Genomic DNA, 23,804 nt, shown 5'->3' with positions numbered 1-23,804 from the left:
TATTCTCCTTACAGATGAGCGGCGGCTTTTCGCTCCACGTTCAGCAGATCATACAGCTCATCAAGCGAATGAATTTCATACGTCGGAATGATCCCCGACTCATTTATTTTCTTTCCGGGATTAAACCAGCACGTATCAATTCCCGCCATCTGACCGCCTTTTATGTCCGCGCTCAGTGAATCGCCGATAATAAGCCCGCGCTCGGCAGAAAAACCGGGAATTCTCGCAAATACATAATCAAAGTATTCCTTCATCGGCTTTTGAAAACCCGTATCCTCAGATACAAACACATCTTTAAAAAACGGATACAAACCGGAATCACCCAGCCGCTTATATTGGGATCTTGATACACCGTTTGTCACGATGTATAAATCAAATAAAGGACTCAGCCTTTCAATCAGCTCATAAGCTCCGTCTATCATCTGGTGTCCTTCTTCTAAGTATCGGCGGTACGCCTCATTCATCAGCACGCCGTCCGCCTCGAGGCCGTATTCTTTAAACAAAAGGGCAAACCGTGTATTCACCACTTCATCGCGGGTCATATCCCCCTCTTCAAACGCCTTCCACAACCCTTGATTAATTGCTTTATAACGGGCTTCCACCTCTGGCGTCAGTTCCAGCTTTGAACCTTGAAACAATTTTTGAAGAGCATCGGTTTCTGAAGCGGTAAAATCCAGCAGCGTATTGTCTATATCAAATAATAACGTACGGTAGTGACTCATCGATGTTTCCCCCGGTTCTGCTTTTTTTAACCAGTATACCACTCGCGGACAAGCCGAAAAAGACACCCCTTTAAGAGAGGTGTCTTGTTGAGTTATACAGCGTCTTCTATTTTCGAGTCTTCATCAGACATGCGCTTGCCGATGCCGAACGCATAATAGCTGATCGTCACAATCGCCATAAAAATCACCCCGACGACCAAAGATATCCGCGTCTCTTTGTTAAACCACATGCCGGCCAATACCATGATTAAGAAAGCGATCGTCAAATAGTTTGTAAACGGCGCAAAAGGCATTTTAAACGGATGCTGATCAAGCTCAGCGCCCTTCGCCCGTCTGAAACCGAGATGGCTGATTAAAATAACAAACCACGGAATCATTCCAGGGAGCACACTCGCGCTGTAGACATAGACAAATATTTTCGGAGGCGCGATGTAGTTCAGCACGACACCGATCACAAGTCCGATTAATACTGCGAGCGTACCGAATATCGGCACACCGCTCGATGAAACTTTCTTAAAGAATTTCGGCGCCTGTCCGTTCACGCCCAACGTATAAAGCATGCGTCCCGCACTGAAAATCCCGCTGTTGCAGCCGGACATCGCAGCGGTAATCACAACAAAGTTAATCAAACCGGCTGCCGCCGTAATCCCGACTTTCGCAAATGTCGAAACAAACGGACTGCCGAGTGAGTGAAGCTCATTCCACGGATACACAGTCACGATCACGAAAATCGCACCGATGTAGAAAATCAAAATCCGCCAGATAATGCTCTGAATCGCGCTTCGCAGCGTTTTTTGCGGATCTTTCGCTTCCCCTGCCGTAATCCCGATCAGCTCAACCCCTTGATAAGCCGCAACGACCAAAGACAAAGCAAAGAAAAACCCGGAAAAACCATTTGTAAAGAAACCGCCGTGCGACCATAAATTAGATAATCCGATCGCATGACCCCCGTTGCCGAAACCGAAGAAAATAATGCCGATACCCGCAACAATCATCAGAATAATGGTGACGATTTTGATCATGGCAAACCAAAATTCAAACTCACCGAAAGATTTTACCGAAATCAAATTCGCCGCACCGAGAATGGCCATGGCGATAAGCCCGGGAATCCATGCCGGCAGATCAGGAAACCAATATTTCATATACGAACCGACGGCGATAATTTCAGACATCCCGACGATCACCCATTGAAACCAGTTGCTCCACGCCGTCATATAGCCGGCTAACGGATGTATATACTTATGGCCGAATGTCGCAAACGACCCTGTACTCGGCTCTACATAAAGCATTTCGCCCATCGCACGCATGATAAAAAAGATAAAGATACCCGAGATCGCATAAGCCAGCAGAACAGACGGCCCTGTCCATCCAATCGTGCTGGATGACCCCATGAATAAACCGACACCGATCGTGCCGCCCAGCGCAATCATCTGGATATGACGCGCGCCTAAGCCTCTTTTTAACTCCTTGTTTGCCACTTCGCTTCCTCCTCTTAACAGCTCTGATATATGTGAAATAATGAAGCAGAAGGCGCATCTGTTGAACCTAACTCAATCTTCATTTCCCGCAATATTAGAAATATTCTATCTTCCTATTGTTATATAGTCTCCAATTTCCTTATTCCATCATAATAAATTTTCGTGGAAAACACAATTGTTTTTTTCAGGTAAACACCATGCACCTTAGACCAAGAGACTTAAAATAAAGCGCTCTCATTTTTATTGAATTAAGAATATTGAGATAATAATTACCGCAGCTTCCGAGAAACAGTATTTCCCGGTAGAAAAGGTTCCACCCCCTATTCTATAAATGTTACTAAGCAGAATGGCGTAAAGCCTTACTCTCTATCATTCTCCCTCTCCTACGCCATCATCCTGCTTACCCCTGCAAAAATCATTCACTAATCGATAAATGCCTCATTCAGCCGCAGCAAAAGCCTGCCGAACATTTCTTTCTCCTCGCCGGACCAATCATCAAGCATGCGATGATATCGCTCAAGCCGCATCTTTTTATCAGCTTTTAGCCTCTGTTTGCCAAGCTTCGTAATCGCAAACAGACTGACCCGCCCGTCAGAAGGGTCGGAGAAGCGCTGGATCAGCTCCTTCGTTTCCAAGGCCGCGGCCTGTCGAGACAATGTAGAAATATCCAGTTTAAAGGATTCGGCCAATTCCTTCACACGCGCCGGCCCGAATTCATCAAGCTGCCGTAATAACAAATACGCAGCTCTTTCCAGATGTCCGATTTTGCGGTCGGAGTTATCGAGATAAACAGCCCTCCTGATAAAAGTGGTGAGCTCATATTCAATTAATTCAATCGGATCTTGTTTTGACAAACGCCTCACTCCTTACATTGACAACAGCAACATTAGTTGTATAATACAAACATATGTACATTTACTCAGAAAACATATAGAAAGATTTTGCATACATATATTTGTATAGTACAAATATATGTGCCAAAAGTAAAGAAACTTATCGAAGCAACAAGAAAGGGGGAAGCTGCTCTTCTCCAAAGAACAGCATCGTTGTGAAAGTCATACGCATCATACTGCAAATCATTATTTTATTCGCATTTTCCTTTATCGGGGGAGCCGCTCAGCAGCTCTTTCACCTGCCCATTCCCGGCAGTATCATCGGTTTAATCCTGCTCATCATATGTTTATCGGTTAAGATCATTCCCGCCAAAATGATTGAAGACGGAGCCGGATTTTTGCTGTCTTTTCTTCCGCTGCTATTCATTCCGGCCATGACGGGCGTCATCAATTATCCGTCACTGTTTTCCGCCAGCGGGGCGGCCCTGTTTTTAATCGTCGTGCTGAGCACCATCGTCACAATGATCGCCGCAGGGTACGCGAGCCAGCTGTTAGAGCATAAAGCCAATCAGAGAAAGGAGAAAAAGAAGTGCAGCAAGCATGTATCGCAATCCTTATAATTTTGTTCACGGCCGCCGCCTATCTGGCCATGGTGAAATTATATGTACGCTTTCCATACCCATTTCTCATACCCGTGTTGACGACTACGATTTTCATTATTGCCGTCCTGCTTGTTTTTCATATTCCGTATAAAGAGTATATGGTCGGCGGACAATGGATCAATTCACTGCTCGGCCCCGCCGTGGTGGCTTTGGCATATCCGCTTTATAAGCAGCGCCGGATGTTGATCAAGTATATGTTTCCGATTATCGGCGGCGTATTGGCCGGTTTATTCTCCGGAATGGTCAGCGGCCTGTTATTTGCAGAGCTGTTCGGCATCAGCCGGAGTTTGATTTTGTCCATCATTCCAAAATCAATCACGACTCCCGTCGCCATTCAGATCGCGTCCGGTATCGGCGGTGTCCCTTCCATGACAGTCGTGTTCGTCATGATCGCAGGGTTTTCCGGCGTCATCTTAGGGCCGCTGCTTCTCAAGTGGATCCGCATCCGCAGCTCACTCGGGAAAGGAATTGCATTCGGGAGCGCCTCCCATGCGCTCGGCACCTCAAAAGCAATGGAATACGGAGAATTAACAGTCTCCATGAGTTCTGTCTCCATGACGCTCTGCGCCGTGTTAGGATCGGTCTTCGGACCTGTCGTAGCATGGATGTTTCAAATTTAAAGCTGGCGGGTCTCCGTCAGCTTTTTTATATGCAGATTATCTCATTTTCTTCCAATATTGATGTTTCATTTGTAAGAAGAATGGTAAAGTAGAAAACAAGGAGGGATTTAAGATGACTGCAGTAATTCCGCAAAAGAAACTGCTGGATGGGACAAGCATTCCCGCGATCGGCTTCGGTACATACGCTCTTCATGGAAACAACGGCGTTCATGCCGTTACCAGCGCCATTGATATCGGCTATCGTCTGATTGACACCGCTTATAACTATGAAAATGAAGGGGCGGTCGGAGAAGCCATCAAGAGAAGCTCTGTTCCGAGAGAGCAGCTATACGTGACATCCAAGCTTCCGGGACGCTACCATGAATATGACAAAGCTGTACAAACTATCCAAGAATCTTTATACCGCGCCGGTCTGGATTACTATGACCTGTATCTCGTCCATTGGCCGAATCCGAAACAAGACCGCTATACAGAAGCGTGGCAGGCACTGATTGATGCGAAAAAATGGGGCCTGATCCGCTCCATCGGCGTCTGCAATTTCCTGCCTGAGCATATCGAACGGCTCGAACGTGAAACCGGCGTAAAGCCAGGCATAAACCAAATTGAACTGCATCCCGCTTTTAATCAGCAGCAGCAGCGGCAATGGCATGAAGAACAGGGCATCGTGACAGAATCATGGAGTCCGTTAGCCCGCGCCGGTGAAGTATTGAACGATCAAAAACTCGGACAGATTGCGGACAAATACGATAAAACCATTTCTCAAGTCATTTTACGCTGGCATATCCAGCTGGGCGCCATCCCGATTCCAAAATCAGCATCCCCAGAACGCCAGCTCGAAAACATCTCTGTTTTTGATTTCTCTCTTGATGAAAACGACATGAAACTTATCGATTCGCTTACCCGCCCCGACGGACGCATAAACGGCCAAGACCCGGCGGAGTATGAGGAGTTTTAAGCAAGCATATAAAGAAAGCTGACGGCATCATTCGTCAGCTTTTTTCTCATTTTATATACGCACACCCAGCTCCCGTTTCCATTCAGAAAGCCAATCCGTATCCCCAGATCCGTATTGCCTGCTTTGGCCGGTATCACGCAGAGATCCGTCTTTGTAATCAATGGACAGCACCAAATCAGGAATGGCCTCATAACCCGTTCTCGCCAGCTTCGTAAGCGCCTGTCCGTAATGGGCAGCCGCTTCTGCCGCCGTATGTTTCAGCAAAGGATCGTGCTGCAGCGCTTCCTTATAAACCTCTAAAAGGTCGCGTCCGTCTTCTGTGACGTACTTCCCGCCCACAGTCTGCAAGTCTTTCAGATGATAGCCGGTCACCTCATACATTTCCCGAACGACTTGATATTTCTCATACGCTTCCGGCGTAAACTGCGAGGAGTCATCACTCCGGCTGCGAATGATGTGCGCAAACAGCTCTTTGCTGTTTTCCCCGGAGTTTAAGACAGCTTCGATCTGCTGAGTGAGCTCTTGATCGTCAGTCCCGCTCACTTTTAACAGATAATCAATCGGCGATATCGTAAATGTAAGATTCGCGCCCTCCGGAATCTGAATATGATTCCGATGAAAAAGCACACCGATTTGCTGATTGACCTGCCCTCTCTGAAACACCTTTTCGTTTTCTCCTTGAATTTCTCCATTGAGTGTTTCACCCCGAAACGCAGCATCACGGAAATCATAGCTTTGGGCTTTCCCCTTAAACAGCCATTCCGTTTCATTATGATAAGCGGCCTGACGCTCTGATTCTGTTAAATCACTCCTGAAATAAGGTGAATCGGGACGCTGGTATTTGTCCTTAATAAAACGCAAAGGATCTGATTTTCGTTTATTGATTTCATTGATACGGCTGTATTTCTCATCAAGAATCCTGCTTGCAATATCACTCTCAGACTCATACGGATTATCAGCGGCTATTACTGTCTCATTCCCATTATCCGCAATCGTTTTCTGATTTGCGGATTGATATAAACGGGACAGGCTGCTCCCTTTCTCAGTGACACCGCTCCTTGAATAATTCACCTGGCTCAGATCGCGGGTCCCGCCTGATTGAATCAATAACCGGTCCGGCCTTTTTGCCGCATCTTTCGCATTTGTTTTGGAAGAATACTGCTGAAGCACTTGCTGAGCCATTGTTTGATTTTTTATATAACGAGCGTTTAGGCGCATGTTTTTAACCTCCGCTTGAGATGATGTTCTAGTGTTTTTATCGGCTGTTTCCCAGTTGATTTTAACCTCAAATAACAAATGTTTACATAAGGGCTATTTTTATATATGATGAAGTAAAAAGGGGGATTTTTCCATGAAAAAGTATATATCTATTCTATTTGTCACTGCAATCGTATTATCAGGCGTATTGTTTGCACCTTCAGCTTCAGCCTCTGCGTTTCAAGTAAGTACTATTACAGGAAATCACTCATTTGAAACTGCCAATCCAGTCGGCTACTGGAAATATAAAAATATTGATACAGCCGTATTGCCGGAAGGGGAAAAAGAATCGTACTTCACTTTCACTGCCAATAAGGGAGAAAGACTCTATGTCAGGAGCTCAACAAGAAGTGAATACAAGGGAATGAGCATTGAAATTTATAATAAAAATAAAGTGCTGGTCAGTAAAGGCACAGAAGTGATAAACCCTGATACGCTGCTTCCTTTTATCTATGCCATTACAGATGCGAAAGAAAATAACGAGACGTTCTACGTGAAAGTGTCCCGCGGCTCATACACTGACGATATATACTTTACACTCTCCATTTACAATCGAATCAAAGCCGGAAGCGAGACCTTCGCATTCAGCGGCACAGCTGAAAATAAAGGAAATACAAGCCTCAGTCCGAACGGATCGGATTCAACCGTTCTCAGGCTCGACTTAACCAAACAGACAAGCATTCCAAAAGACGCCATAGTGAAAAGAATCAGCACCACCGCGACTCAAATACCAAGTCAAGGAAACACAAGACACTGCATAATGTCTGAAGAAAATAAAGTGTGGCACCGCGCACTCGCAAACAGCTCCACTCAAGGAAATTACGGTATCACACTGGATGATAACCTCTCAGTCTCAAGCATCTGGAATTTCAAATACAACACACTTGCAACAGCTAGATCGACTATGAAAAATGTAAAATTGAAGATTGATTATGAGTATGATGTGACATCACAGTATTAATGAGAAGAACAGCCGCCCATTGTGCGGGCGGCTTTATGCTTGGAGTTTAAGTGAATTTATGAGCCCGTTCCATGTCTTATCCTGTTGTAAATTCTTTTTTATGATAGATAGCTGCGGCAATGAAAAATGAAATGAGATATAACATAACGCCGATCATGAGATATATAATCGAGACATATAAAGAAGGATTTATGTGCAAAAACGACGGCGATAATAGTTCTGCTACATACCCGACGACACTTTGCAATCCAAAGGTAGCAAAAAGTCCCCCCATTGCCCCTCCAATCACGATAGCATCGGATTTTTCCGGGCCTATCATGTAGAGAAGAGGATAAACGATTGCACCGGCAAAGAGAACGATGAACGTTCCAAAAGAGACAATATTCAATATGCCGTCAATTCGATCATCAGAACCCAGGCTGTATACAAAGAAGACACCATAAGATATCACAGCTCCGATCACAACAACCAAAAGATAGAAGACATAGTGGCTTTGAACAATATTTGTTCTGCTGACCGGTAAAGTCAGCACATACTTGTCATAGCCAGACTTACTCTCATACTTTATAACCTCAAGTGCGGGCATGACGACAAACAAAATAATCAGCATAGCAACAAAACGATGCATTGAAGCGTCTCCAAAATAAAAGATGACTGCTGATATCAATATGGCCAACCCCGTGTATGCAAAGAAACTTCGATAAACTAAGTAATAGTTAGTCAATAACAGACCTCTCATGTTTTTCACTCCTCGTTAAAAAGACACTGATTTCTTCTATTGAAATGGTTTTGGCCGTTACGCCATTCGGCAATTTCTGTCGATCCGATACAAGCACACTCCAATAAGATCCAAGGTTCCTTTTTGCAAGAACGATATCTTCGTTGAGCTCAGCCAATTGACCTTCATCAACATCTATAACAGTATAGCTTGCAAGAACCTTGTCTTTCTCTTCATTTAATAAAATTTCGCCATCTTTCATAATAATGATATGGCTTGCTATCTTCTCAACATCAGACATAATATGTGATGAAAGTAAAATACCGCCGTTGCATTTACTCACAAAGCTTTTTAATTCATTTAACAGATCATCTCTTGAAGAGGGATCAAGCCCTCCCGTTGCTTCATCCAAGATTAATAATTTTGCGTTATGCGACAAAGCAACAGCTACGGATAACTTCATCGACATGCCGCGCGAGAATGTATTTACTTTTTTGTCCATAGGTAAAGAGAAAGATTGAACCAACCGATAAAAATTGTCTTGGTCCCAAGCACCGAATAGCTTTTTAAATACATGATTCAGCTGCTTTATTGTAAGATGTGCGGGCAGATTCATCGCATCAAATGCGACCCCTATATCTTCTTTGAACTTTATATGTTTATCCAGATTCTCCTCACCAAAGATTTTCACTTTTCCTCTATCTTGAGAGATTAACCCTAATATCGTTTTAAATGTTGTTGATTTGCCTGCGCCGTTATCACCGATAAAACCGACAATGGATCCGGCAGGCACATTGAATGTGACATCCTTTAAAACAGCTTTATGACCAAAAGATTTGCTGAGGTTTCTGACTTCTAAAAGGTTTGACATCATACCACTCCTATCACTGTTGTCAGGACTTTTTCAAGAATTGAACCGGATTATTGCAAAAATATTGTGATTTTTATATCTAGTCGAGGAATTCCATAATGAAGCCGGAGTCGGCAAAACAAAAAAAATTTTAAAGTCTTAAGCATAATGTGGAAGTGCAATCGATTGATTACGTTTATATAATGGATATTCATGATGAAAAATTGCTGGAGGTGATTACTTTCCGATGAGGCATGCACAAAACGATTTACTAATGATTGCATTTATGGATGTTAACTGGAATGCATCTCGTATTATAAAGCAGGTGTTATTCCTTTTCAATATATAAACGGGGATTTCTTTAAAATCGCAAAGAGTAGGGTTTTCTCATTTCCGCATTAAAAAACCCCTCTGGCTAATAATGTAGCTTTCGAATAAAGTTCAATTAAAAGCATTTTGCAAACGTTGATTTTATAATAGAAGAAACCCACATATTTTGAACAAAGTTTGATCAAAATGCGTGGGTTTGATTTTTGTGTGGAGTTTGGTTTTATAAAAAAGATTGATTAAAATATCAATTTTCCACTATGTATATAGCATTAAATGAATTCAAAGCAATCATTTAGTTAACACTTTGGTTAATTTCTTTTATAAAAGCTGTATAGTCAGATGCTTTTAGGTCACTTAAATTAGTATTGTTCCAATCACTTATATCAGATAAAAATTCACTGACGTTATTTGTGATACTCTTTATTCTTTTTAACTCCTGTAAAGGTTCAATCTTATTTGTATCTTGAGTTATTTTCTGAATCATTTCCGAGTATGCATTCTCTTTCTCTTCCCAATAAGATATATATCCTACCCTTTGCTCAAAAGAATATATATTAGCTGCAATTGTAGTCGGTATCTCTGAAAGTGAAGGTAAAAATTCTTTATCAGAATCTTTTAGTATAACTAATAACATTTTCTCTTTATATTCACGCGAACGCATAACTTCAGATATCTCATACATACAATTTACTGATTTTAAATATTGGTCACTAATAATACTAATAACAAAATCGTGTTTCCCAATAGTTTTCATGAAATCTTTAATACTATTTTTAAACTCAATGTTTCGAACATCTCTAGTCAAAGTATACCCCATATTTTTGAAATCATTATCAATTAAATCAGCAAATGCTACATCATTCCAACAATATGAAATAAATATCTTCTGGTTCTTCATCTGTTCAGCCACTCCACTATCACCAATTTTATAAATCGTTTTATTTACAGTTACTAATTCCTGTGCTTTATTAATAGAAATATAATATAGCTTAATGCCTTTTAAAGTAAAGTACTCACTTTTAATATTTATAATACCTTCTATCAAATTTTGAACTCTCTCCAAATCATATCTAAAGGGAAAATTCTTTATTTCTAATCTTTTACCATCATCTCGGATTCCAAAGACTATATCTCCACCGTTACTGTTCGAGTATGCAACAATTAATTTTGCTATTTCTTCATGACTCGCAATTGGGTGTATATATGTTGTATTCTGTCTATTATTTGTACTTATTTTGTTTTCAATATCTTTAATTGTTCTAAACACTAAAAAGTACCTCTCTTATAACTTAGTCAATGGGATTTTAGATATACCTGTTGTTTTAAGCAAATCACCTAGAGTAATCATTCGTTGTACTTCTCCATCATCCGTCCACAATTGATAGTTGACATCATCTAAAGCCTCTAATTCTTCATCATAATAAAATATTATTTTTTGATAATCACTTGGACGAATAATGATTCTAAAATCATTTCCGTTATACTTAGCCGGAAATACCGTATCAGAATACTTTTCATTCATCCATTCTTCTAAAGTTGCCGGAAGTGTATAATCTTTAAGTCTGCTTAAATATTTAAAAATATTTTCTGTACTTCTATGTAGTAAATTCTCAACATAGCGTTTCATTTCTTCGGATGAGGTAATAACATGTTTTAATTGATTGATAATATCTTCTTTACTCAGTTCAGAGTTAGTTATAATCTCCATTATTTTATCTCGATTATTAATAATTTCATCTAACTCTTCATACTTAATGTTATTTTCCTCTATTTTTTCCGCTATTCTATATCTTCTCAGATTTTCTTCTGGAGAAGATAACATCATTCTCTTTGAATATAAATTCCCAAACCATTTTTTTGATTTTTCTGGATTTGATAGGAACCAATTAGTTAATCTATTAAATATTTTTTGAGTAGATTCTTTTCTTTCTATCCTGTCAATAGTTTCCTCACTTAGAAGTTTTGATACTTTGAGCTCAATTTGATCAGAACATATTTCATTAGTCTTAATTTTTTTTGGGTGTTCTTCGAAATAGTGTTCAAATGAAATAATATCTAGTTTCAATAACTGTCCTTCAATTTTCTCACCCAATAATGTTAAGATCTGTTTTAGTTCTTGATCTATATTTTTATCAAGATAAATACAGGCGAACTGTACAAATTCATTAATTTGATTCGGTACAAATGCCGATTCTACAACTTCATCAACACCTGCATCCTTAATCCAAAGAGAAAAAAATGCATTTAACCACTCTGCATATAGAGTCTTATCATTCAAACAAGCAACTAATTTATCAATATTTGAATCTTTAAAAATATCGTTTATCCAAGAGAATCCAACATTCTCTCCAAAAACCTCAGCCCAGCCTAAGTAAGTATCTTTAGTTGGTATCGATACTCCGTTATAATTAGATAAAATATCCCAAAGTAAGTCCTTATGTGTGCTTTTTTTTGTTTTTGGTATGCCTATTGTCACGTTACCATTAATATCTTTAAATGCTAATCGTTTTAAATCTTCCAAATGATTATGAATAGGAACAATTGGACTCTTCTCAATATGCTCTTTAATTTCTTTATAGCTATAAGCCTGAATACTTGATGAAGTAGAGGGTTTTAAAATGCAAATATTAAATTCATTTCTTGTCCCTTTTCTATCTGAACAATAATCTATTAATTCCTTGTATAAAGAGACAGCTACCTTTATTAATTCATTATTTACTAGATTGCTATCTCTAATCGCATTTCTGTCCCTCTCTACTTCAAATAATCCTGAATTAACTACTATAGGAAAACTAAATTCTTCAGTTCCTAATAGAGGAAATTCACAGAAGACCCTTGGCATAGCATCAGGAATTGGTAAGAAATATATTTTCTGGTCTTTACGTTCGATAGCACAACCAATAGTTACATTATTTTCATTTAATATTAGCAACTCTTTAATACTATCAGAAACGTTAATTCGAACAGCTTTTAGCTTGTTATTTGAACGTGAAGTTTCTACTTTCTCCTTTTTATAACAATTACCATTGTATGTAATAGAGTTGATATTCTCATTAAAAGTTAATACATAAGGAATGGTCTCTTTTAAATCTTCTATCCCTTCCTCTACTGCTTCTTTTATGTTATCATCCTGTATTGAATAAACGAATTTTGTATCCTCATACTCTTTTTGTAATTCCTCTTGATTTCTGCTTATAAGATCTAATTGTTCTAACATAATTTTTGTTTTATTCTTAATATCGCTATAATCATCTCCTGATCTATCAACAATGAACTCGAATTTTGTATACCTACTATCTTCTTGGCTAAACGACCCTTCAATTTGTACAACCTCTGATAATAAATGAGTCGACATAAAACCTGTTCCAAATTTTCCTGTTTTCTTTTCATCTGAACTTTGCTTAGATGAGATTTGTGTGATTAAATCTAATAAATTTTCATACGAAAATGGCAGTCCATTATGACTAAATATGATTTGATTATTAGAGTAATCAATTTTTATATCTATTTTCTTACCTTTAGGTGTACAGTCTGATGCATTTTGAATTAGTTCCCATATCCATCTACGCCTAATAGTCTTTTTTTCTATTTCTGAAGACTCTCTTATCTTTTTCAATTCATCCCAAATTGTATTAGAACTCGCATCTAAAACTTTATTTAATAAAACCTCTTCATTAGACATAGTAATAATCAATCCTCTTTTTCGTTGTATTTTTCTGGATTTCGGGTATTAATTTCGTTATTTATTTCCGCCATTATAAGATTTGATGAACTTCTATATTATTTATTTAAATAACCTTTACGAATTCTCCAACTAATCTTGTCTCTTGATTTAAATAAAATGATAATATGTTACCTAGATCTCGAATGGGTTTAAACTACTTCAAAAACATTAACTGATATTTCTCAGTATAATGATTTTGTACAACCTTCTAACCAATATTTATTCGTCTCCCTAAACCTTTATCATAACAATGTGTTCTTTTGTTTTAAGAACTGTATGATGGTTTATTTCTAACTCATCTGCAATCTTTCATTGACAATATAATCTAATGATTACCTTGTATGCCAACAATATTTTCTAAATATTCAGTTAACAGTTATAATTATTGTTTTATATCAGATAGAAGACTCCCACTATCTTCCTTATTCAATTTATTATAAACGATGAGCATGCTTATTGAAGTTAAAACTTGAATGTTTAGCTCCAGTTTATGTATTTTTTTGATCCTATACCTTTTTCAATCAATTTTTCTACTTAGTTTTCTGTTTAGACATGAAAATACCCCTTTAGATGAGTATATCTAAAGGGGTAGAACGGTGCAACTTTTTCCAGGAACGATACAAACTTTGAATTTAAAACAACATACTGTTTTCTTTCCTTGTCAAATCCTACTCCACAGTCACACTCTTCGCAAGGTTGCGCGGTTTATCAACATCACAGCCGCGGTGCAGTGCAGCGTAGTAAGCGATCAGCTGCAATGGCACAACAGAAACCAGCGGAGCAAGCGCAGGGTTGACTTCCGGCAGGATGAATCTGTCGTCTGCGTCATCTAAGCCTTTCAGCGAGATGATGCAAGTGTTGGCGCCGCGGGCTGCGACTTCCTTCACGTTTCCGCGGATGCTCAGGTTGACGTGCTCTTGTGTTGCCAGTGCAAAGACCGGTGTTCCTTCTTCGATCAGAGCGATTGTTCCGTGCTTCAGCTCGCCGCCGGCAAAGCCTTCCGCCTGGATGTAAGAAATCTCTTTCAGCTTCAGGGCGCCTTCGACACATACGAAGTAGTCAAGGCCGCGGCCGATGAAGAAAGCGTTTCTTGAAACAGTCAGGTACTCACGCGCGATCATTTCCATTTCGTCCTTCTGGTCGCAGAGGGCTTCCATGGCATTTGCCGCGATACCTAATTCTTTGACTAAATCAAAGCCGATATCAACGCCGTTGCGTTCTGCCGCAACTGATGCAAGGATCGCAAGCACGGCAATCTGAGCCGTATACGCTTTTGTTGATGCAACCGCGATCTCAGGACCTGCATGCAGAAGCAATGTGTAATCCGCTTCACGGGAAAGCGTGGATCCCGGAACATTTGTAATTGTCAGCGCTTTGTGGCCCAGCGCTTTGACTTGAACAAGCACGGCACGGCTGTCCGCTGTTTCTCCGCTTTGAGAAAGGAAGATAAAGAGCGGCTTCTTAGACAGAAGCGGCATGTTGTAAGAGAATTCACTCGCTACATGCACTTCAACCGGGACGTTTGCCCACATTTCAATATATTGTTTCCCGACAAGACCGGCATGGTAGCTCGTTCCGCAAGCCACGATATAAATGCGGTCCGCTTCCGCCACGGCGTCAGCGACATCGCCGGCCACAGCCAGTCTGCCATTTTCGTCTTGATACGTTTGGATGATTTTGCGCATAACAAGCGGCTGCTCATCCGTTTCTTTTAACATGTAGTGAGGGTATGTGCCTTTTTCGATATCACTGGCGTCAAGCTCAGCGATATAAGACGCACGTGTCATGACTTCACCGTCAAGGTTTTTAATCACGGTTTCGTCTTTTGTCACGATCACCATTTCTTTATCCAAAAGCTCAACGTATTCATTCGTTACTTGAAGCATAGCCATCGCGTCAGATGCCACGACGTTAAACGTATCTCCAAGACCGATTAACAGAGGGCTTTTGTTTTTTGCAACGAAAATGGTGTCTGTGTTTTCGCCGTCAAATAATGCAATTGCGTAAGAGCCTTTTAGCAGAGTGAGTGTTTTTCGGAACGCTTCTTCTGTATTAAGACCTCCCGCCACAAATTGCTCGATCATTTGAACGATTACTTCAGTGTCCGTGTCGCTTTTCAGTTCAACGTGTTCAAGATATTCGCGCTTCAGCTGAACATAGTTCTCGATCACACCGTTGTGAACAAGTGTAAAGCGGCCGAGTGCGCTTTGATGCGGGTGAGCGTTCAGGAAGCTTGGTTCGCCGTGAGTCGCCCAGCGTGTATGTCCGATTCCCGCTTGAGATTCAACCGCGGGATCCACCACTTCACGAAGGTCGGCGATGCGGCCTTTCTCTTTGTACACATGCACGCCCTGCTCGTTCGCCACAGCGATACCGGCAGAGTCATATCCGCGGTACTCAAGCTTCTCTAATCCTTTTAACAAAATCTCTTTCGCATCAAGCTGACCGATATAACCTACAATTCCACACATTTTTTCTTCCTCCTAAAGGTGTAAAAGGAGACGAAGAAAGCCGAATTACAAGGGGACTTTCAATCGTCCCCTCCCACATGTTTTTTTGGAAGATCATGTGATTTCCCTTTGTTCGGAGAGTCGCCCCTCCGGTTTGAAGAAATCCTTACGGCTGTGATCTAAATGAATCAGCCGGGAGGCATCCGCCGAAAATTCGATAACCTCCATCCTCGTCAACTAAGCCGTTTTTCGGGCGCTTAGTTCGGGCGCTGTAATTATAAAAGATGCAAACAATTCCGCCTTCCCTGCAAGTGAAAAACAAAGGCCGAACAAGCTTGATTTTACAGCATGTGCCAAGGACGGTCAATTATTTTTTGCCGCCCCGGCATCATGTTTACTATCATATTATGCTGATCGCACTTGTCTTGTTCGCTCTCTGTTTATAAACTTCGCTACTCCGCTCCCATTTCTGTCCGCACGACATCTACGATTTTTGTGACATATTCGTCACAAAGCTCTTTTGTTCTCGCTTCAGCCATCACGCGGACGAGCGGCTCGGTGCCTGACGGACGCACTAATATCCGGCCGTCTCCGTTCATTTCTTTTTCCACTTCAGAAATAACGGCCTTCACCTTAGCGTTTTCTTCCACCTTATATTTATCCGTCACTTTCACATTTACTAAAAGCTGCGGGAATTTTTTCATTTCAGCCGCAAGCTCTGAAAGGGTTTTGCCGGACGCTTTCAGCGTATTCACAAGCATGATCGCGGACAAGAGCCCGTCACCGGTAGTGTTGTAATCAAGGAAAATAAGGTGCCCTGACTGCTCGCCGCCGACATTATAGCCGTCTTTTTTCATCGCTTCTACGACATAGCGGTCTCCGACTGCCGTTTGAACGCTTTTGATTTCTTCTTTTTCAAGCGCTTTGTAGAAACCGAGATTGCTCATCACGGTTGATACGACGGTATCATCTTTGAGACGGCCCTCTGATTTCAAATACTTCGCGCATATGTACATGATCTGATCGCCGTCGACAATGTTTCCTTTTTCATCCACGGCAATGAGGCGGTCGCCGTCGCCGTCAAATGCAAGGCCGATGTCGGCGTTTTTTTCTTTGACGAAAGCACTCAGCGCTTCCGGATGTGTAGAACCGACGCCGTCATTAATATTTAATCCGTTCGGAGACGTTCCCATTGTAGACACGTCAGCATCAAGATCGGCAAAAAGGTGCGTCGCAATGGAAGATGTCGCACCATGGGCGCAGTCAAGCGCTACATGAATGCCCGTGAAATCTTCGTCTGCCGTCTGCTTTAAAAACTGCAGATATTTTTGAACGCCTTCGAAATAATCGTTCACAAGCCCGAGGTCCGCGCCTGTCGGTCTTGGCAGCTTATCTTCCGGTTCATCCATGAGACGTTCAATCTCGGCCTCCTGCTCATCGGAAAGCTTAAAGCCGTCTCCTCCGAAAAATTTAATTCCGTTATCCTGTACGGGATTGTGAGAAGCGGAAATCATGACGCCCGCCTCAGCATCCATGGCTTTCGTTAAATAGGATACCCCCGGTGTAGAAATGACGCCGAGGCGCATCACTTCAGCTCCGATCGATAAAAGTCCAGCGACAAGGGCTCCCTCCAGCATATGTCCGGAGATGCGTGTATCACGGCCGATCAGCACTTTCGGGCGCTGTTTATCTTTGGTCAGGACATAACCGCCAAAACGCCCCACTTTAAAGGCCAGCTCTGGCGTAAGCTCGCTGTTGGCAACACCTCTTACACCATCTGTTCCAAAATACTTGCCCATTTTGTATCGCTCCTTTTTCATTCTGTTGAAGATGAATCAGCGCTTGATCCGCCTTCATCCTGGTCTTGATTTTGATCCTGGTTCTGACTTTTATTCTGATCGCTGTCAGTGTCTTCTTCCCGGTTCTTGTTCTTGTCTTTATCTGCGTCTCCGCTTGTTCCGTCCTTATTGCCGGAATCGGCAGAGCTGCCGTTATTTTTATTTGAACTTGTGTTTTTCTTAGAAGTCAGCTTGATTTTAGCCGTGTCTTTGGACAGGGACCATGTGATGTTTTGCGGTCCGTTTACTGCAAGCTTTACAGAATGCTCTCCGTCATCTAAGTCTGAGACATTGGCGTACAGTTCAATGTCCGACTTTTTCAGCGCCTTAATGTTGGCCGGAGAGCCTTTGGCCGTAATATTTATCGCCCGCGATTCAGGGTCGAGAAACTCAATCTGCTGCGAGCCTCCCAATCCGACCGTCTTAATTGCGACATTGTCAAAATCCTTTTTGTCTTCACTGTCCACCTTAACATGAAGCGTAATTTTCCCCGGCGACACCTTTGTCACACCCTTAGGAAGCGGAATGTCGGCATCTATATCCGTATCTTTATCAATTTTGCCTAAATCAAGAGATACGCCGTCGATAAACTCAAGTGAATCCAGCACGTCCTGCGGGCCGTAAACCGTCACCTCACTCGGGTTCGAGTCAATGCTTGCAATGCTCACCCCGTCAGGAAGACTTCCCTTCCTTACGATTTTGAAAGGGAGCTTTTTGCTCGGACTGGCCACGGGAACCGTCACTTTAATGACTGACGGTTCAACATCAACAGGAAGTGCGTTGCCGTCTTTGTCATAGACGGTCACCTTCACTTCCTTATCAATGGTTTCATTTGCATTTTCAAGGTTCACGGATGCTTTGACAAGCGAAATGTTGTCAATTACATTTTTCGAACCCGTAATCTGTACATTTTTCGGGCTGATAATCGGCTGCTGGGGCGTATACCCCTTTTTCATTTTGCTTTTATTGTAGTATTCAACCTCAACCGGAAAACTCTCAGCCGTTTTTTCCTGAATCGTAACCGTCGTGACTGACGGGTTAATGGATATCGTCAGTCCGTCCGATACATTTTTCGCCTTCAATTCGACCTTATGAGTCCCGGTCTTCAGCTTATTCATATCGGCGTATATCTCAAAATTCTTCGTCTGTCTCGCCTTTTTCACCGCGCTTGTCGATCCTTTAATCGTGACATTTACGGTCTGAGGCACGCCGGTGACCACGTAATTCGCTTCATCATAGTATGCTTTTACAGGAATATCAGTAAGCGTAGCCTCGTCAGTCGTTGATGTCGGAAAAAAGGATTCCCCCGGCTTTTTCGGAGTCGGCGCCTGGTTGTTGTTAACCGCAACATAAAGCAGGAGCGCAAAGAGCAATGCAATGATCTTTACAGCCCAGCGGTTGTTTAAGAATTTATCCATTTTTCTTGCCCCTCCAGTACCAGCGGTTAGAAGAAGTATCTCTGGCGTTTTTCTTAAACTCGGCTTCAAGCATTTCTTTCAGTGCTTCTTCCGTCAATTCTCTGTGAAGGTCTCCGTTTTTGGCCACGCTGATGGCGCCCGTCTCTTCAGATACGATAATGGTTAAGCTGTCCGTCACTTCACTGATGCCGACAGCAGCTCTGTGCCGCGTCCCCAGCTCCTTTGAAATAAACGGGCTTTCAGAAAGCGGCAGATAACAGGCAGCCGCCGCGATCTCGTTATTTTTCATAATGACCGCTCCATCGTGCAGCGGCGTATTCGGAATGAAGATATTAATCAAAAGCTCCGAGCTGACCTGCGCATTAAGCGGGATGCCCGTCTCAATATAATCGCCCATTCCCGTATCGCGCTCAATGGCGATGAGGGCGCCGATGCGGCGTTTCGCCATGTAGCTGATTGATTTTGTAATCGCTTCAATTGTCTTATGCTGCGCTTCCTCTACGGGGGTGCCGCTCCTTGAAAAGAACCGGCCCCGTCCGAGCTGTTCAAGCGCCCGTCTCAGCTCAGGCTGGAATATAATAATGATCGCTAAAAATCCCCATGTTATCGCTTGGTCCATCAGCCACTGAAGCGTACTGAGTCCCAAATATGAACTGGCCATCCGGACCAACACGATGACGACGATTCCTTTTAAAAGCTGAACCGCCTTCGTTCCGCGTATGACCATGATTAATTTATATATCACATACCAAACAAGGAGAATATCAACGGCATTGCCGAGGTATTGCAAAAATGGGATGTCCTCAAAAGCCATTTCCTCGTCCTCCAAGAATTCAGTCATTTCGTTTTTTGTTATGAATTGTGCTGCATGAGCAATATGTACATCATATAGCGTGCTCATTATACCACATTTTGATTTATCAAGTGAAATCAGCCAGCGCGGCGCCGCGTAAAAAAAGAGTAAAGCGATTATACGCTTTACTCATCTTTAATCGGAGTCTAAAGCACTCACGACGCCCTGACCCGCTGTTTTCAGTTCGTACCAGACCCAGTCAAACAATTCGTTAATTTCTTCAATCTGCCCGGTGACTTGTCCGGCTGAGGCCATGTATTTTTCTCCGTTAACCACGGTCACGTTGCCATCGACTTTCCCTTTAATGACCAGCTTGCCGTTTTTTACTGTGACATCGCCCTTTACGGTCTCGCCTTCAGGGACGGTGACCGTGTGATTCTGCACGACAAGGTTCGGCTGCTTTGACACACTGAAATTGTGGTCGTTATGCCAGCTGTTGAAAAAACCGCCGCCCATTAAAATCACAAAAACCGCCGCGGCTGCAATTATCGGATGAGTTTTGATCCATCGTTTTACAGAAGCGCGTTTTTTCTCTTTTGGAAGATTCGCCATAACTTTGGCAGTAAAATCAGCAGGGGCTGTGACATGCGATGTGCTCCGGACGAGCGCTACGGATTTCTCCATTTCATGAAAATGCCGTTTGCAATTCCCGCATGACCGCAAATGTTGTTTTAATACGTCTTCATCTTCAGGAAGAATATCTCCATCAAGATGCTTATGCATAAGCTGCACGATCTGTTCAGGACAGCTCATTTCATCACCCCACTTAAAGATCCCTTAATTGTTTTCTAAGAGCCTCTCTGCCTCTGTGTATCCTTGTCTTGACGGTGCCGACAGGGATATTCAGAATCTCCCCGATTTCAATTAAAGAGAGTTCATCAATATACTTTAATACAATAACCGTTCTGTACTTGTCAGGCAGCTTTAAAATCTTTTTCTGAATTGTGTCCGACAGCTCCAATGACAACACGGCGTCTTCAGGGAGAACCCCGTCCGCGGCGATCTGCGAATACATCGTCAGCCCCTCTGCGCCCGCCACTTCTGCGTCCAGATAATAATCAGGCTTTTTCTTGCGGATTCGGTCAATGGTCAGGTTGGTCGCAATTCTGTAAAGCCACGTTGAAAACTTTCTGTTGATGTCGAAGCTCTCGATATTGACATACGCTCTGATGAAAGCTTCCTGCGCAATATCTTCCGCTTCGTGGACATTGCCGAGCATGCGGTAGCAAAGCTGGTAAATCTTATCTTTATAAAGGTCAACGATTTCCGCAAACGCATTTTGATCGCCTTTTTTGACTTGCTTGATTCTTTTTTTAATCAGGTTTTCCATGTTTTATCTTACCTCTGCCCTTCACCGGTCTGTATCTATACGTTGATTGTTTTAAAAGGTTTCATTTTTTTATTACATTTATTTTACCAAATTTCAGGCAGGGTGTAGATGGAAAATACAGAATATAATGCCTTAACAGCAGCTTAAAAATAGTATATCTGATGAACAATCAAAATTCGAGACGAAATACAAATAAAAAAGACACCTTATGCAAAAGGTGTCTGAGACTGGGCTAGCTGGATTCGAACCAACGCATGACGGAGTCAAAGTCCGTTGCCTTACCGCTTGGCTATAGCCCAAAAATGGTGGAGGGGGGCAGATTCGAACTGCCGAACCCTGAGGGAGCGGATTTACAGTCCGCCGCGTTTAGCCACTTCGCTACCCCTCCGTATTTTGTTGAAAAACAGTGCCGGCCAGAGGACTTGAACCCCCAACCTACTGATTACAAGTCAGTTGCTCTACCAATTGAGCTAGGCCGGCAAATATGGTGGAGGATGACGGGCTCGAACCGCCGACCCTCTGCTTGTAAGGCAGATGCTCTCCCAGCTGAGCTAATCCTCCATATGACCCGTACGGGATTCGAACCCGTGTTACCGCCGTGAAAGGGCGGTGTCTTAACCGCTTGACCAACGGGCCGTTGTGTCCGCGTCGAGCTGACAAAAGTTATTATATACAGGTTATACCCCTTTTGTAAAGAGAAAATTTATTTTTTTTATTTTCAAACTTTTTTACCCGTTTTTTAACTGAAAAACTCGTCCCTTCTCTCTTATTTCATTTAAGATGAAAGTATCAAAATATTGAAGGGAATGGACACAGATGATCTTAGTCAGCTCTTGTCTCGGCGGTATCGAATGCAGGTATAACGGCTCTCACGCCGCTTCGGAAAAAATCCGCAGACTCGTAGAGGAAAAGAAAGCTGTTATGGTCTGCCCCGAACTTTTGGGCGGCTTCACCACTCCCCGCGAACCGGCGGAAATCATCGGCGGCACGGGCGAAGACGTGCTGAACGGAACAGCAAGAATCGTAACGGCATCAGGTGAAGACGTTACATCTTTATATATAGACGGCGCGGAAAAAACGTTAGCATACGCAAAAGAAATAGGCGCCGCAACGGTCATCCTTAAAGAAAACAGTCCGTCCTGCGGCAGCAGCTTCATCTATGACGGCACTTTCTCTGGGAAAAAGATAATCGGGGACGGCATCACTTCCGCTCTATTAAAACGGGCAGGCTGCCGCGTGTTATCAGAAAATGAACTGGATCAACTATAAAAAGGAGAGTAGATATCATGGTTGCAGCCCTATCCTTTTATAAACCGGAGCATGCAGACGGCCTGAACGGGTTTGTACTCAGTGAAGAAGATAAAATGTTCACAGCGCTCCCGAAGGATGTACTGCCGCAGGCTCTTGTCATCCGGGAGCGCTATCCTACAGTCGTTTTAAAAGAAGACACCCCCGTCGGTTTTTTCATTTTACATACCTCAAAGGAAACCATAGCTCCATATTCGAACAGCGTGTCTGCCATTTTACTGAGCGCACTGTCCATAGATGCGCGGCAGCAAGGAAAAGGTTATGCCAAACAAGCGATGCTGCAGCTCCCCGCTTTTGCCGCAAGTTATTTTCCTTGGTGTGACGAAATCGTGCTTGCAGTGAACCATCGCAATCATCGCGCAAAGAATCTGTACCAGTCTTCCGGTTTTATTGATAAAGGGCGTCGCAGGATCGGCCCCATCGGCGAACAGCACATTCTGCATCTTTTTTTGTGAAAGCGTTTGATTTTTTTCTTGAAACATATATTCAGAAGCCCATATACTTCAAGTAATAACGACTTGGGAGGGTACATTCATGACAGACCGGCTTAACATTCACAGATTGACCACAGAAACAAGAAATCCGCAGACCGCTTCAATCCATCAAGCAGACACGATGGAAATCCTCCGCATCATTAACCAAGAGGACTTCAAAGTGGCGGACGCCGTTCAGCAGGTGCTGCCTGATATTGAAATTGCCGTTCAATTTGCCCATCAGTCTTTGCGGCGAAACGGCAGGCTGATTTATGCGGGAGCGGGCACAAGCGGCAGGCTTGGTGTACTTGATGCGGTTGAATGCCCGCCTACATACAGCGTAAGTCCCGGCACCGTCATCGGTCTGATGGCCGGAGGAGCAGACGCCTTTTTGCAAGCGGCTGAAGGTATAGAAGACAGCGAGGAAACCGGCGCTCTCGATCTCAAAACGATCGGCCTTACCGCTGAAGACACCGTGATCGCCATCGCCGCAAGCGGGCGCACACCGTATGCGGCCGGTGCGCTGAAATACGCAAAAACAATCGGCGCCAAAACCGTCGCGCTCACATGCAATAAGCACTCATTGATCAGCACCTTTGCCGATCACAGCATTGAAGTCGTCGTCGGCCCCGAAGTGATTACAGGGTCAACACGAATGAAAGCCGCGACGGCACATAAAATGATTCTGAACATGATTTCCACGGCCGTGATGATCAAAAGCGGCAAAGTGTACGAAAATTTAATGGTGGACGTTCATGTCAGCAACGAAAAATTGAAAGAACGGGCAATCGGCATTATCCAAAGCATTACGGGCGTTCCGTACGATAAAGCAAAAGAAACCCTTGAGGCCGCAGACAGCCATGTCAAAACGGCAATCGTCATGCTGAAGACGAATTCGGACAAAACACACGCGAAAGCACTGCTCGAAGAATCGGAAGGCTTCATTGACAAAGCCATAGAACAGCATGTTTCAAGCGAAACAAATCGCTGATCATTCTTTTGGCTCCGTTACTGATCATCATGT

Annotated in this window: 21 protein-coding genes and 5 tRNA genes; 7 read left to right on the top strand and 19 right to left on the bottom strand. The window is 42.9% G+C overall.

The window, feature by feature from the left end; all coding sequences use genetic code 11:
- Positions 1–8: 8 nt before the first annotated feature.
- The 3 genes from AC1DN5_RS16115 to AC1DN5_RS16105 form a co-directional block, all read right to left on the bottom strand.
- Positions 9–722, bottom strand: a complete 714-nt coding sequence (locus tag AC1DN5_RS16115; RefSeq protein ID WP_045926332.1) for a YjjG family noncanonical pyrimidine nucleotidase — start codon at positions 720–722, stop codon at positions 9–11.
- A gap of 92 nt (positions 723–814) precedes the next feature.
- A complete protein-coding gene (locus tag AC1DN5_RS16110; RefSeq protein ID WP_016936906.1) occupies positions 815–2,200 on the bottom strand; it encodes an amino acid permease in 1,386 nt (461 codons plus the stop codon).
- A gap of 422 nt (positions 2,201–2,622) precedes the next feature.
- Positions 2,623–3,054 carry a MarR family winged helix-turn-helix transcriptional regulator gene (locus tag AC1DN5_RS16105; protein WP_016936907.1) on the bottom strand — a complete coding sequence of 144 codons (432 nt, stop codon included), beginning with the start codon at positions 3,052–3,054 and terminating at the stop codon, positions 2,623–2,625.
- Positions 3,055–3,248: 194 nt separating this feature from the next.
- On the opposite strand from AC1DN5_RS16105, the gene AC1DN5_RS16100 reads away from it, so the two are divergent.
- From AC1DN5_RS16100 to AC1DN5_RS16090, 3 genes are all read left to right on the top strand, one after another.
- Positions 3,249–3,653 (top strand): CidA/LrgA family holin-like protein, encoded by a 405-nt coding sequence (locus AC1DN5_RS16100; RefSeq protein ID WP_327816054.1) that lies wholly within the window; start codon positions 3,249–3,251, stop codon positions 3,651–3,653.
- Positions 3,623–4,315, top strand: a complete 693-nt coding sequence (locus AC1DN5_RS16095; protein ID WP_016936909.1) for an LrgB family protein — start codon at positions 3,623–3,625, stop codon at positions 4,313–4,315. The genes AC1DN5_RS16100 and AC1DN5_RS16095 overlap by 31 nt, the downstream gene beginning before the upstream one ends.
- 112 nt (positions 4,316–4,427) lie before the next feature.
- On the top strand, positions 4,428–5,270 hold the full coding sequence (locus AC1DN5_RS16090) for an aldo/keto reductase (protein ID WP_327816056.1): 843 nt from the start codon (positions 4,428–4,430) through the stop codon (positions 5,268–5,270).
- A 51-nt stretch (positions 5,271–5,321) separates the two neighbouring features.
- Here the strand turns inward: AC1DN5_RS16090 and AC1DN5_RS16085 are convergent, their stop codons facing one another.
- Positions 5,322–6,488: a DUF4885 family protein gene (locus tag AC1DN5_RS16085; protein ID WP_366970021.1), complete on the bottom strand. Its 1,167-nt coding sequence runs from the start codon at positions 6,486–6,488 to the stop codon at positions 5,322–5,324.
- A gap of 133 nt (positions 6,489–6,621) precedes the next feature.
- On the opposite strand from AC1DN5_RS16085, the gene AC1DN5_RS16080 reads away from it, so the two are divergent.
- Entirely contained in the window at positions 6,622–7,488 is an 867-nt protein-coding gene (locus AC1DN5_RS16080) for a hypothetical protein (RefSeq protein WP_366970022.1), read from the top strand.
- Positions 7,489–7,564: 76 nt separating this feature from the next.
- Here the strand turns inward: AC1DN5_RS16080 and AC1DN5_RS16075 are convergent, their stop codons facing one another.
- The 15 genes from AC1DN5_RS16075 to AC1DN5_RS16005 all read right to left on the bottom strand — a co-directional run bounded on the left by AC1DN5_RS16075 (position 7,565) and on the right by AC1DN5_RS16005 (position 21,635).
- Positions 7,565–8,227: an ABC-2 transporter permease gene (locus AC1DN5_RS16075; RefSeq protein WP_366970023.1), complete on the bottom strand. Its 663-nt coding sequence runs from the start codon at positions 8,225–8,227 to the stop codon at positions 7,565–7,567.
- A complete protein-coding gene (locus AC1DN5_RS16070) occupies positions 8,205–9,077 on the bottom strand; it encodes an ABC transporter ATP-binding protein (protein WP_064779240.1) in 873 nt (290 codons plus the stop codon). The genes AC1DN5_RS16075 and AC1DN5_RS16070 overlap by 23 nt, the downstream gene beginning before the upstream one ends.
- A 601-nt stretch (positions 9,078–9,678) precedes the next feature.
- Positions 9,679–10,653, bottom strand: coding sequence for a TIR domain-containing protein (locus AC1DN5_RS16065; protein ID WP_366970024.1), 975 nt, complete (start codon positions 10,651–10,653; stop codon positions 9,679–9,681).
- Positions 10,654–10,668: 15 nt separating this feature from the next.
- Positions 10,669–13,068: an ATP-binding protein gene (locus AC1DN5_RS16060; RefSeq protein WP_366970025.1), complete on the bottom strand. Its 2,400-nt coding sequence runs from the start codon at positions 13,066–13,068 to the stop codon at positions 10,669–10,671.
- A gap of 710 nt (positions 13,069–13,778) precedes the next feature.
- On the bottom strand, positions 13,779–15,581 hold the full coding sequence (glmS, locus tag AC1DN5_RS16055) for a glutamine--fructose-6-phosphate transaminase (isomerizing) (RefSeq protein WP_045926342.1): 1,803 nt from the start codon (positions 15,579–15,581) through the stop codon (positions 13,779–13,781).
- A gap of 431 nt (positions 15,582–16,012) precedes the next feature.
- The gene (gene glmM, locus AC1DN5_RS16050) at positions 16,013–17,359 is read right to left on the bottom strand and encodes a phosphoglucosamine mutase (protein ID WP_016936920.1); all 1,347 of its coding nucleotides are present in this window, start codon (positions 17,357–17,359) and stop codon (positions 16,013–16,015) included.
- Between the two features lie 17 nt (positions 17,360–17,376).
- Positions 17,377–18,816, bottom strand: a complete 1,440-nt coding sequence (locus AC1DN5_RS16045; protein ID WP_016936921.1) for a CdaR family protein — start codon at positions 18,814–18,816, stop codon at positions 17,377–17,379.
- Positions 18,809–19,630, bottom strand: coding sequence for a diadenylate cyclase CdaA (gene cdaA, locus AC1DN5_RS16040; protein WP_003156763.1), 822 nt, complete (start codon positions 19,628–19,630; stop codon positions 18,809–18,811). Before cdaA ends, AC1DN5_RS16045 begins: the two co-directional genes overlap by 8 nt.
- A 174-nt stretch (positions 19,631–19,804) precedes the next feature.
- Positions 19,805–20,422, bottom strand: coding sequence for an anti-sigma-W factor RsiW (gene rsiW / locus AC1DN5_RS16035; protein WP_016936922.1), 618 nt, complete (start codon positions 20,420–20,422; stop codon positions 19,805–19,807).
- Between the two features lie 13 nt (positions 20,423–20,435).
- Positions 20,436–20,999 carry an RNA polymerase sigma factor SigW gene (sigW, locus tag AC1DN5_RS16030; protein ID WP_047476068.1) on the bottom strand — a complete coding sequence of 188 codons (564 nt, stop codon included), beginning with the start codon at positions 20,997–20,999 and terminating at the stop codon, positions 20,436–20,438.
- Between the two features lie 227 nt (positions 21,000–21,226).
- A tRNA-Gln gene (locus tag AC1DN5_RS16025) sits at positions 21,227–21,298 on the bottom strand.
- Between the two features lie 4 nt (positions 21,299–21,302).
- Positions 21,303–21,387 (bottom strand) — tRNA-Tyr (locus AC1DN5_RS16020).
- A gap of 19 nt (positions 21,388–21,406) precedes the next feature.
- A tRNA-Thr gene (locus AC1DN5_RS16015) sits at positions 21,407–21,479 on the bottom strand.
- Positions 21,480–21,484: 5 nt separating this feature from the next.
- Positions 21,485–21,560: transfer RNA gene (locus tag AC1DN5_RS16010), tRNA-Val, on the bottom strand.
- Between the two features lie 3 nt (positions 21,561–21,563).
- Positions 21,564–21,635: transfer RNA gene (locus AC1DN5_RS16005), tRNA-Glu, on the bottom strand.
- Positions 21,636–21,815: 180 nt separating this feature from the next.
- Here AC1DN5_RS16005 and AC1DN5_RS16000 point away from each other — a divergent pair.
- The 3 genes from AC1DN5_RS16000 to murQ all read left to right on the top strand — a co-directional run bounded on the left by AC1DN5_RS16000 (position 21,816) and on the right by murQ (position 23,771).
- Positions 21,816–22,268 (top strand): 2-thiouracil desulfurase family protein, encoded by a 453-nt coding sequence (locus tag AC1DN5_RS16000; protein WP_045926346.1) that lies wholly within the window; start codon positions 21,816–21,818, stop codon positions 22,266–22,268.
- A 17-nt stretch (positions 22,269–22,285) separates the two neighbouring features.
- Complete coding sequence (locus AC1DN5_RS15995) at positions 22,286–22,762, top strand: GNAT family N-acetyltransferase (RefSeq protein WP_049627800.1); 477 nt, start codon at positions 22,286–22,288, stop codon at positions 22,760–22,762.
- Positions 22,763–22,841: 79 nt separating this feature from the next.
- Positions 22,842–23,771, top strand: coding sequence for an N-acetylmuramic acid 6-phosphate etherase (gene murQ / locus AC1DN5_RS15990; RefSeq protein ID WP_366970026.1), 930 nt, complete (start codon positions 22,842–22,844; stop codon positions 23,769–23,771).
- Positions 23,772–23,804 lie beyond the last annotated feature (33 nt).

The organism is Bacillus sp. 01N42_2, assembly GCF_056399565.1.
The sequence above is the reverse complement of the archived record's forward strand: the minus strand, read 5'-3'. Positions and strand labels throughout refer to the sequence as shown.

Bases quoted from the DNA above. Each gene is read 5' to 3' on its own strand.
- AC1DN5_RS16085 (WP_366970021.1), bottom strand. From the start codon at position 6,488: ATGCGCCTAAACGCTCGTTATATAAAAAATCAAACAATGGCTCAGCAA.
- AC1DN5_RS16000 (WP_045926346.1), top strand. From the start codon at position 21,816: ATGATCTTAGTCAGCTCTTGTCTCGGCGGTATCGAATGCAGGTATAAC.
- cdaA (WP_003156763.1), bottom strand. From the start codon at position 19,630: ATGGCTTTTGAGGACATCCCATTTTTGCAATACCTCGGCAATGCCGTT.
- murQ (WP_366970026.1), top strand. From the start codon at position 22,842: ATGACAGACCGGCTTAACATTCACAGATTGACCACAGAAACAAGAAAT.
- AC1DN5_RS16070 (WP_064779240.1), bottom strand. From the start codon at position 9,077: ATGTCAAACCTTTTAGAAGTCAGAAACCTCAGCAAATCTTTTGGTCAT.
- AC1DN5_RS16080 (WP_366970022.1), top strand. From the start codon at position 6,622: ATGAAAAAGTATATATCTATTCTATTTGTCACTGCAATCGTATTATCA.
- AC1DN5_RS16090 (WP_327816056.1), top strand. From the start codon at position 4,428: ATGACTGCAGTAATTCCGCAAAAGAAACTGCTGGATGGGACAAGCATT.
- glmM (WP_016936920.1), bottom strand. From the start codon at position 17,359: ATGGGCAAGTATTTTGGAACAGATGGTGTAAGAGGTGTTGCCAACAGC.
- sigW (WP_047476068.1), bottom strand. From the start codon at position 20,999: ATGGAAAACCTGATTAAAAAAAGAATCAAGCAAGTCAAAAAAGGCGAT.
- rsiW (WP_016936922.1), bottom strand. From the start codon at position 20,422: ATGAGCTGTCCTGAACAGATCGTGCAGCTTATGCATAAGCATCTTGAT.
- glmS (WP_045926342.1), bottom strand. From the start codon at position 15,581: ATGTGTGGAATTGTAGGTTATATCGGTCAGCTTGATGCGAAAGAGATT.
- AC1DN5_RS16115 (WP_045926332.1), bottom strand. From the start codon at position 722: ATGAGTCACTACCGTACGTTATTATTTGATATAGACAATACGCTGCTG.
- AC1DN5_RS16075 (WP_366970023.1), bottom strand. From the start codon at position 8,227: ATGAGAGGTCTGTTATTGACTAACTATTACTTAGTTTATCGAAGTTTC.
- AC1DN5_RS16045 (WP_016936921.1), bottom strand. From the start codon at position 18,816: ATGGATAAATTCTTAAACAACCGCTGGGCTGTAAAGATCATTGCATTG.
- AC1DN5_RS15995 (WP_049627800.1), top strand. From the start codon at position 22,286: ATGGTTGCAGCCCTATCCTTTTATAAACCGGAGCATGCAGACGGCCTG.
- AC1DN5_RS16060 (WP_366970025.1), bottom strand. From the start codon at position 13,068: ATGTCTAATGAAGAGGTTTTATTAAATAAAGTTTTAGATGCGAGTTCT.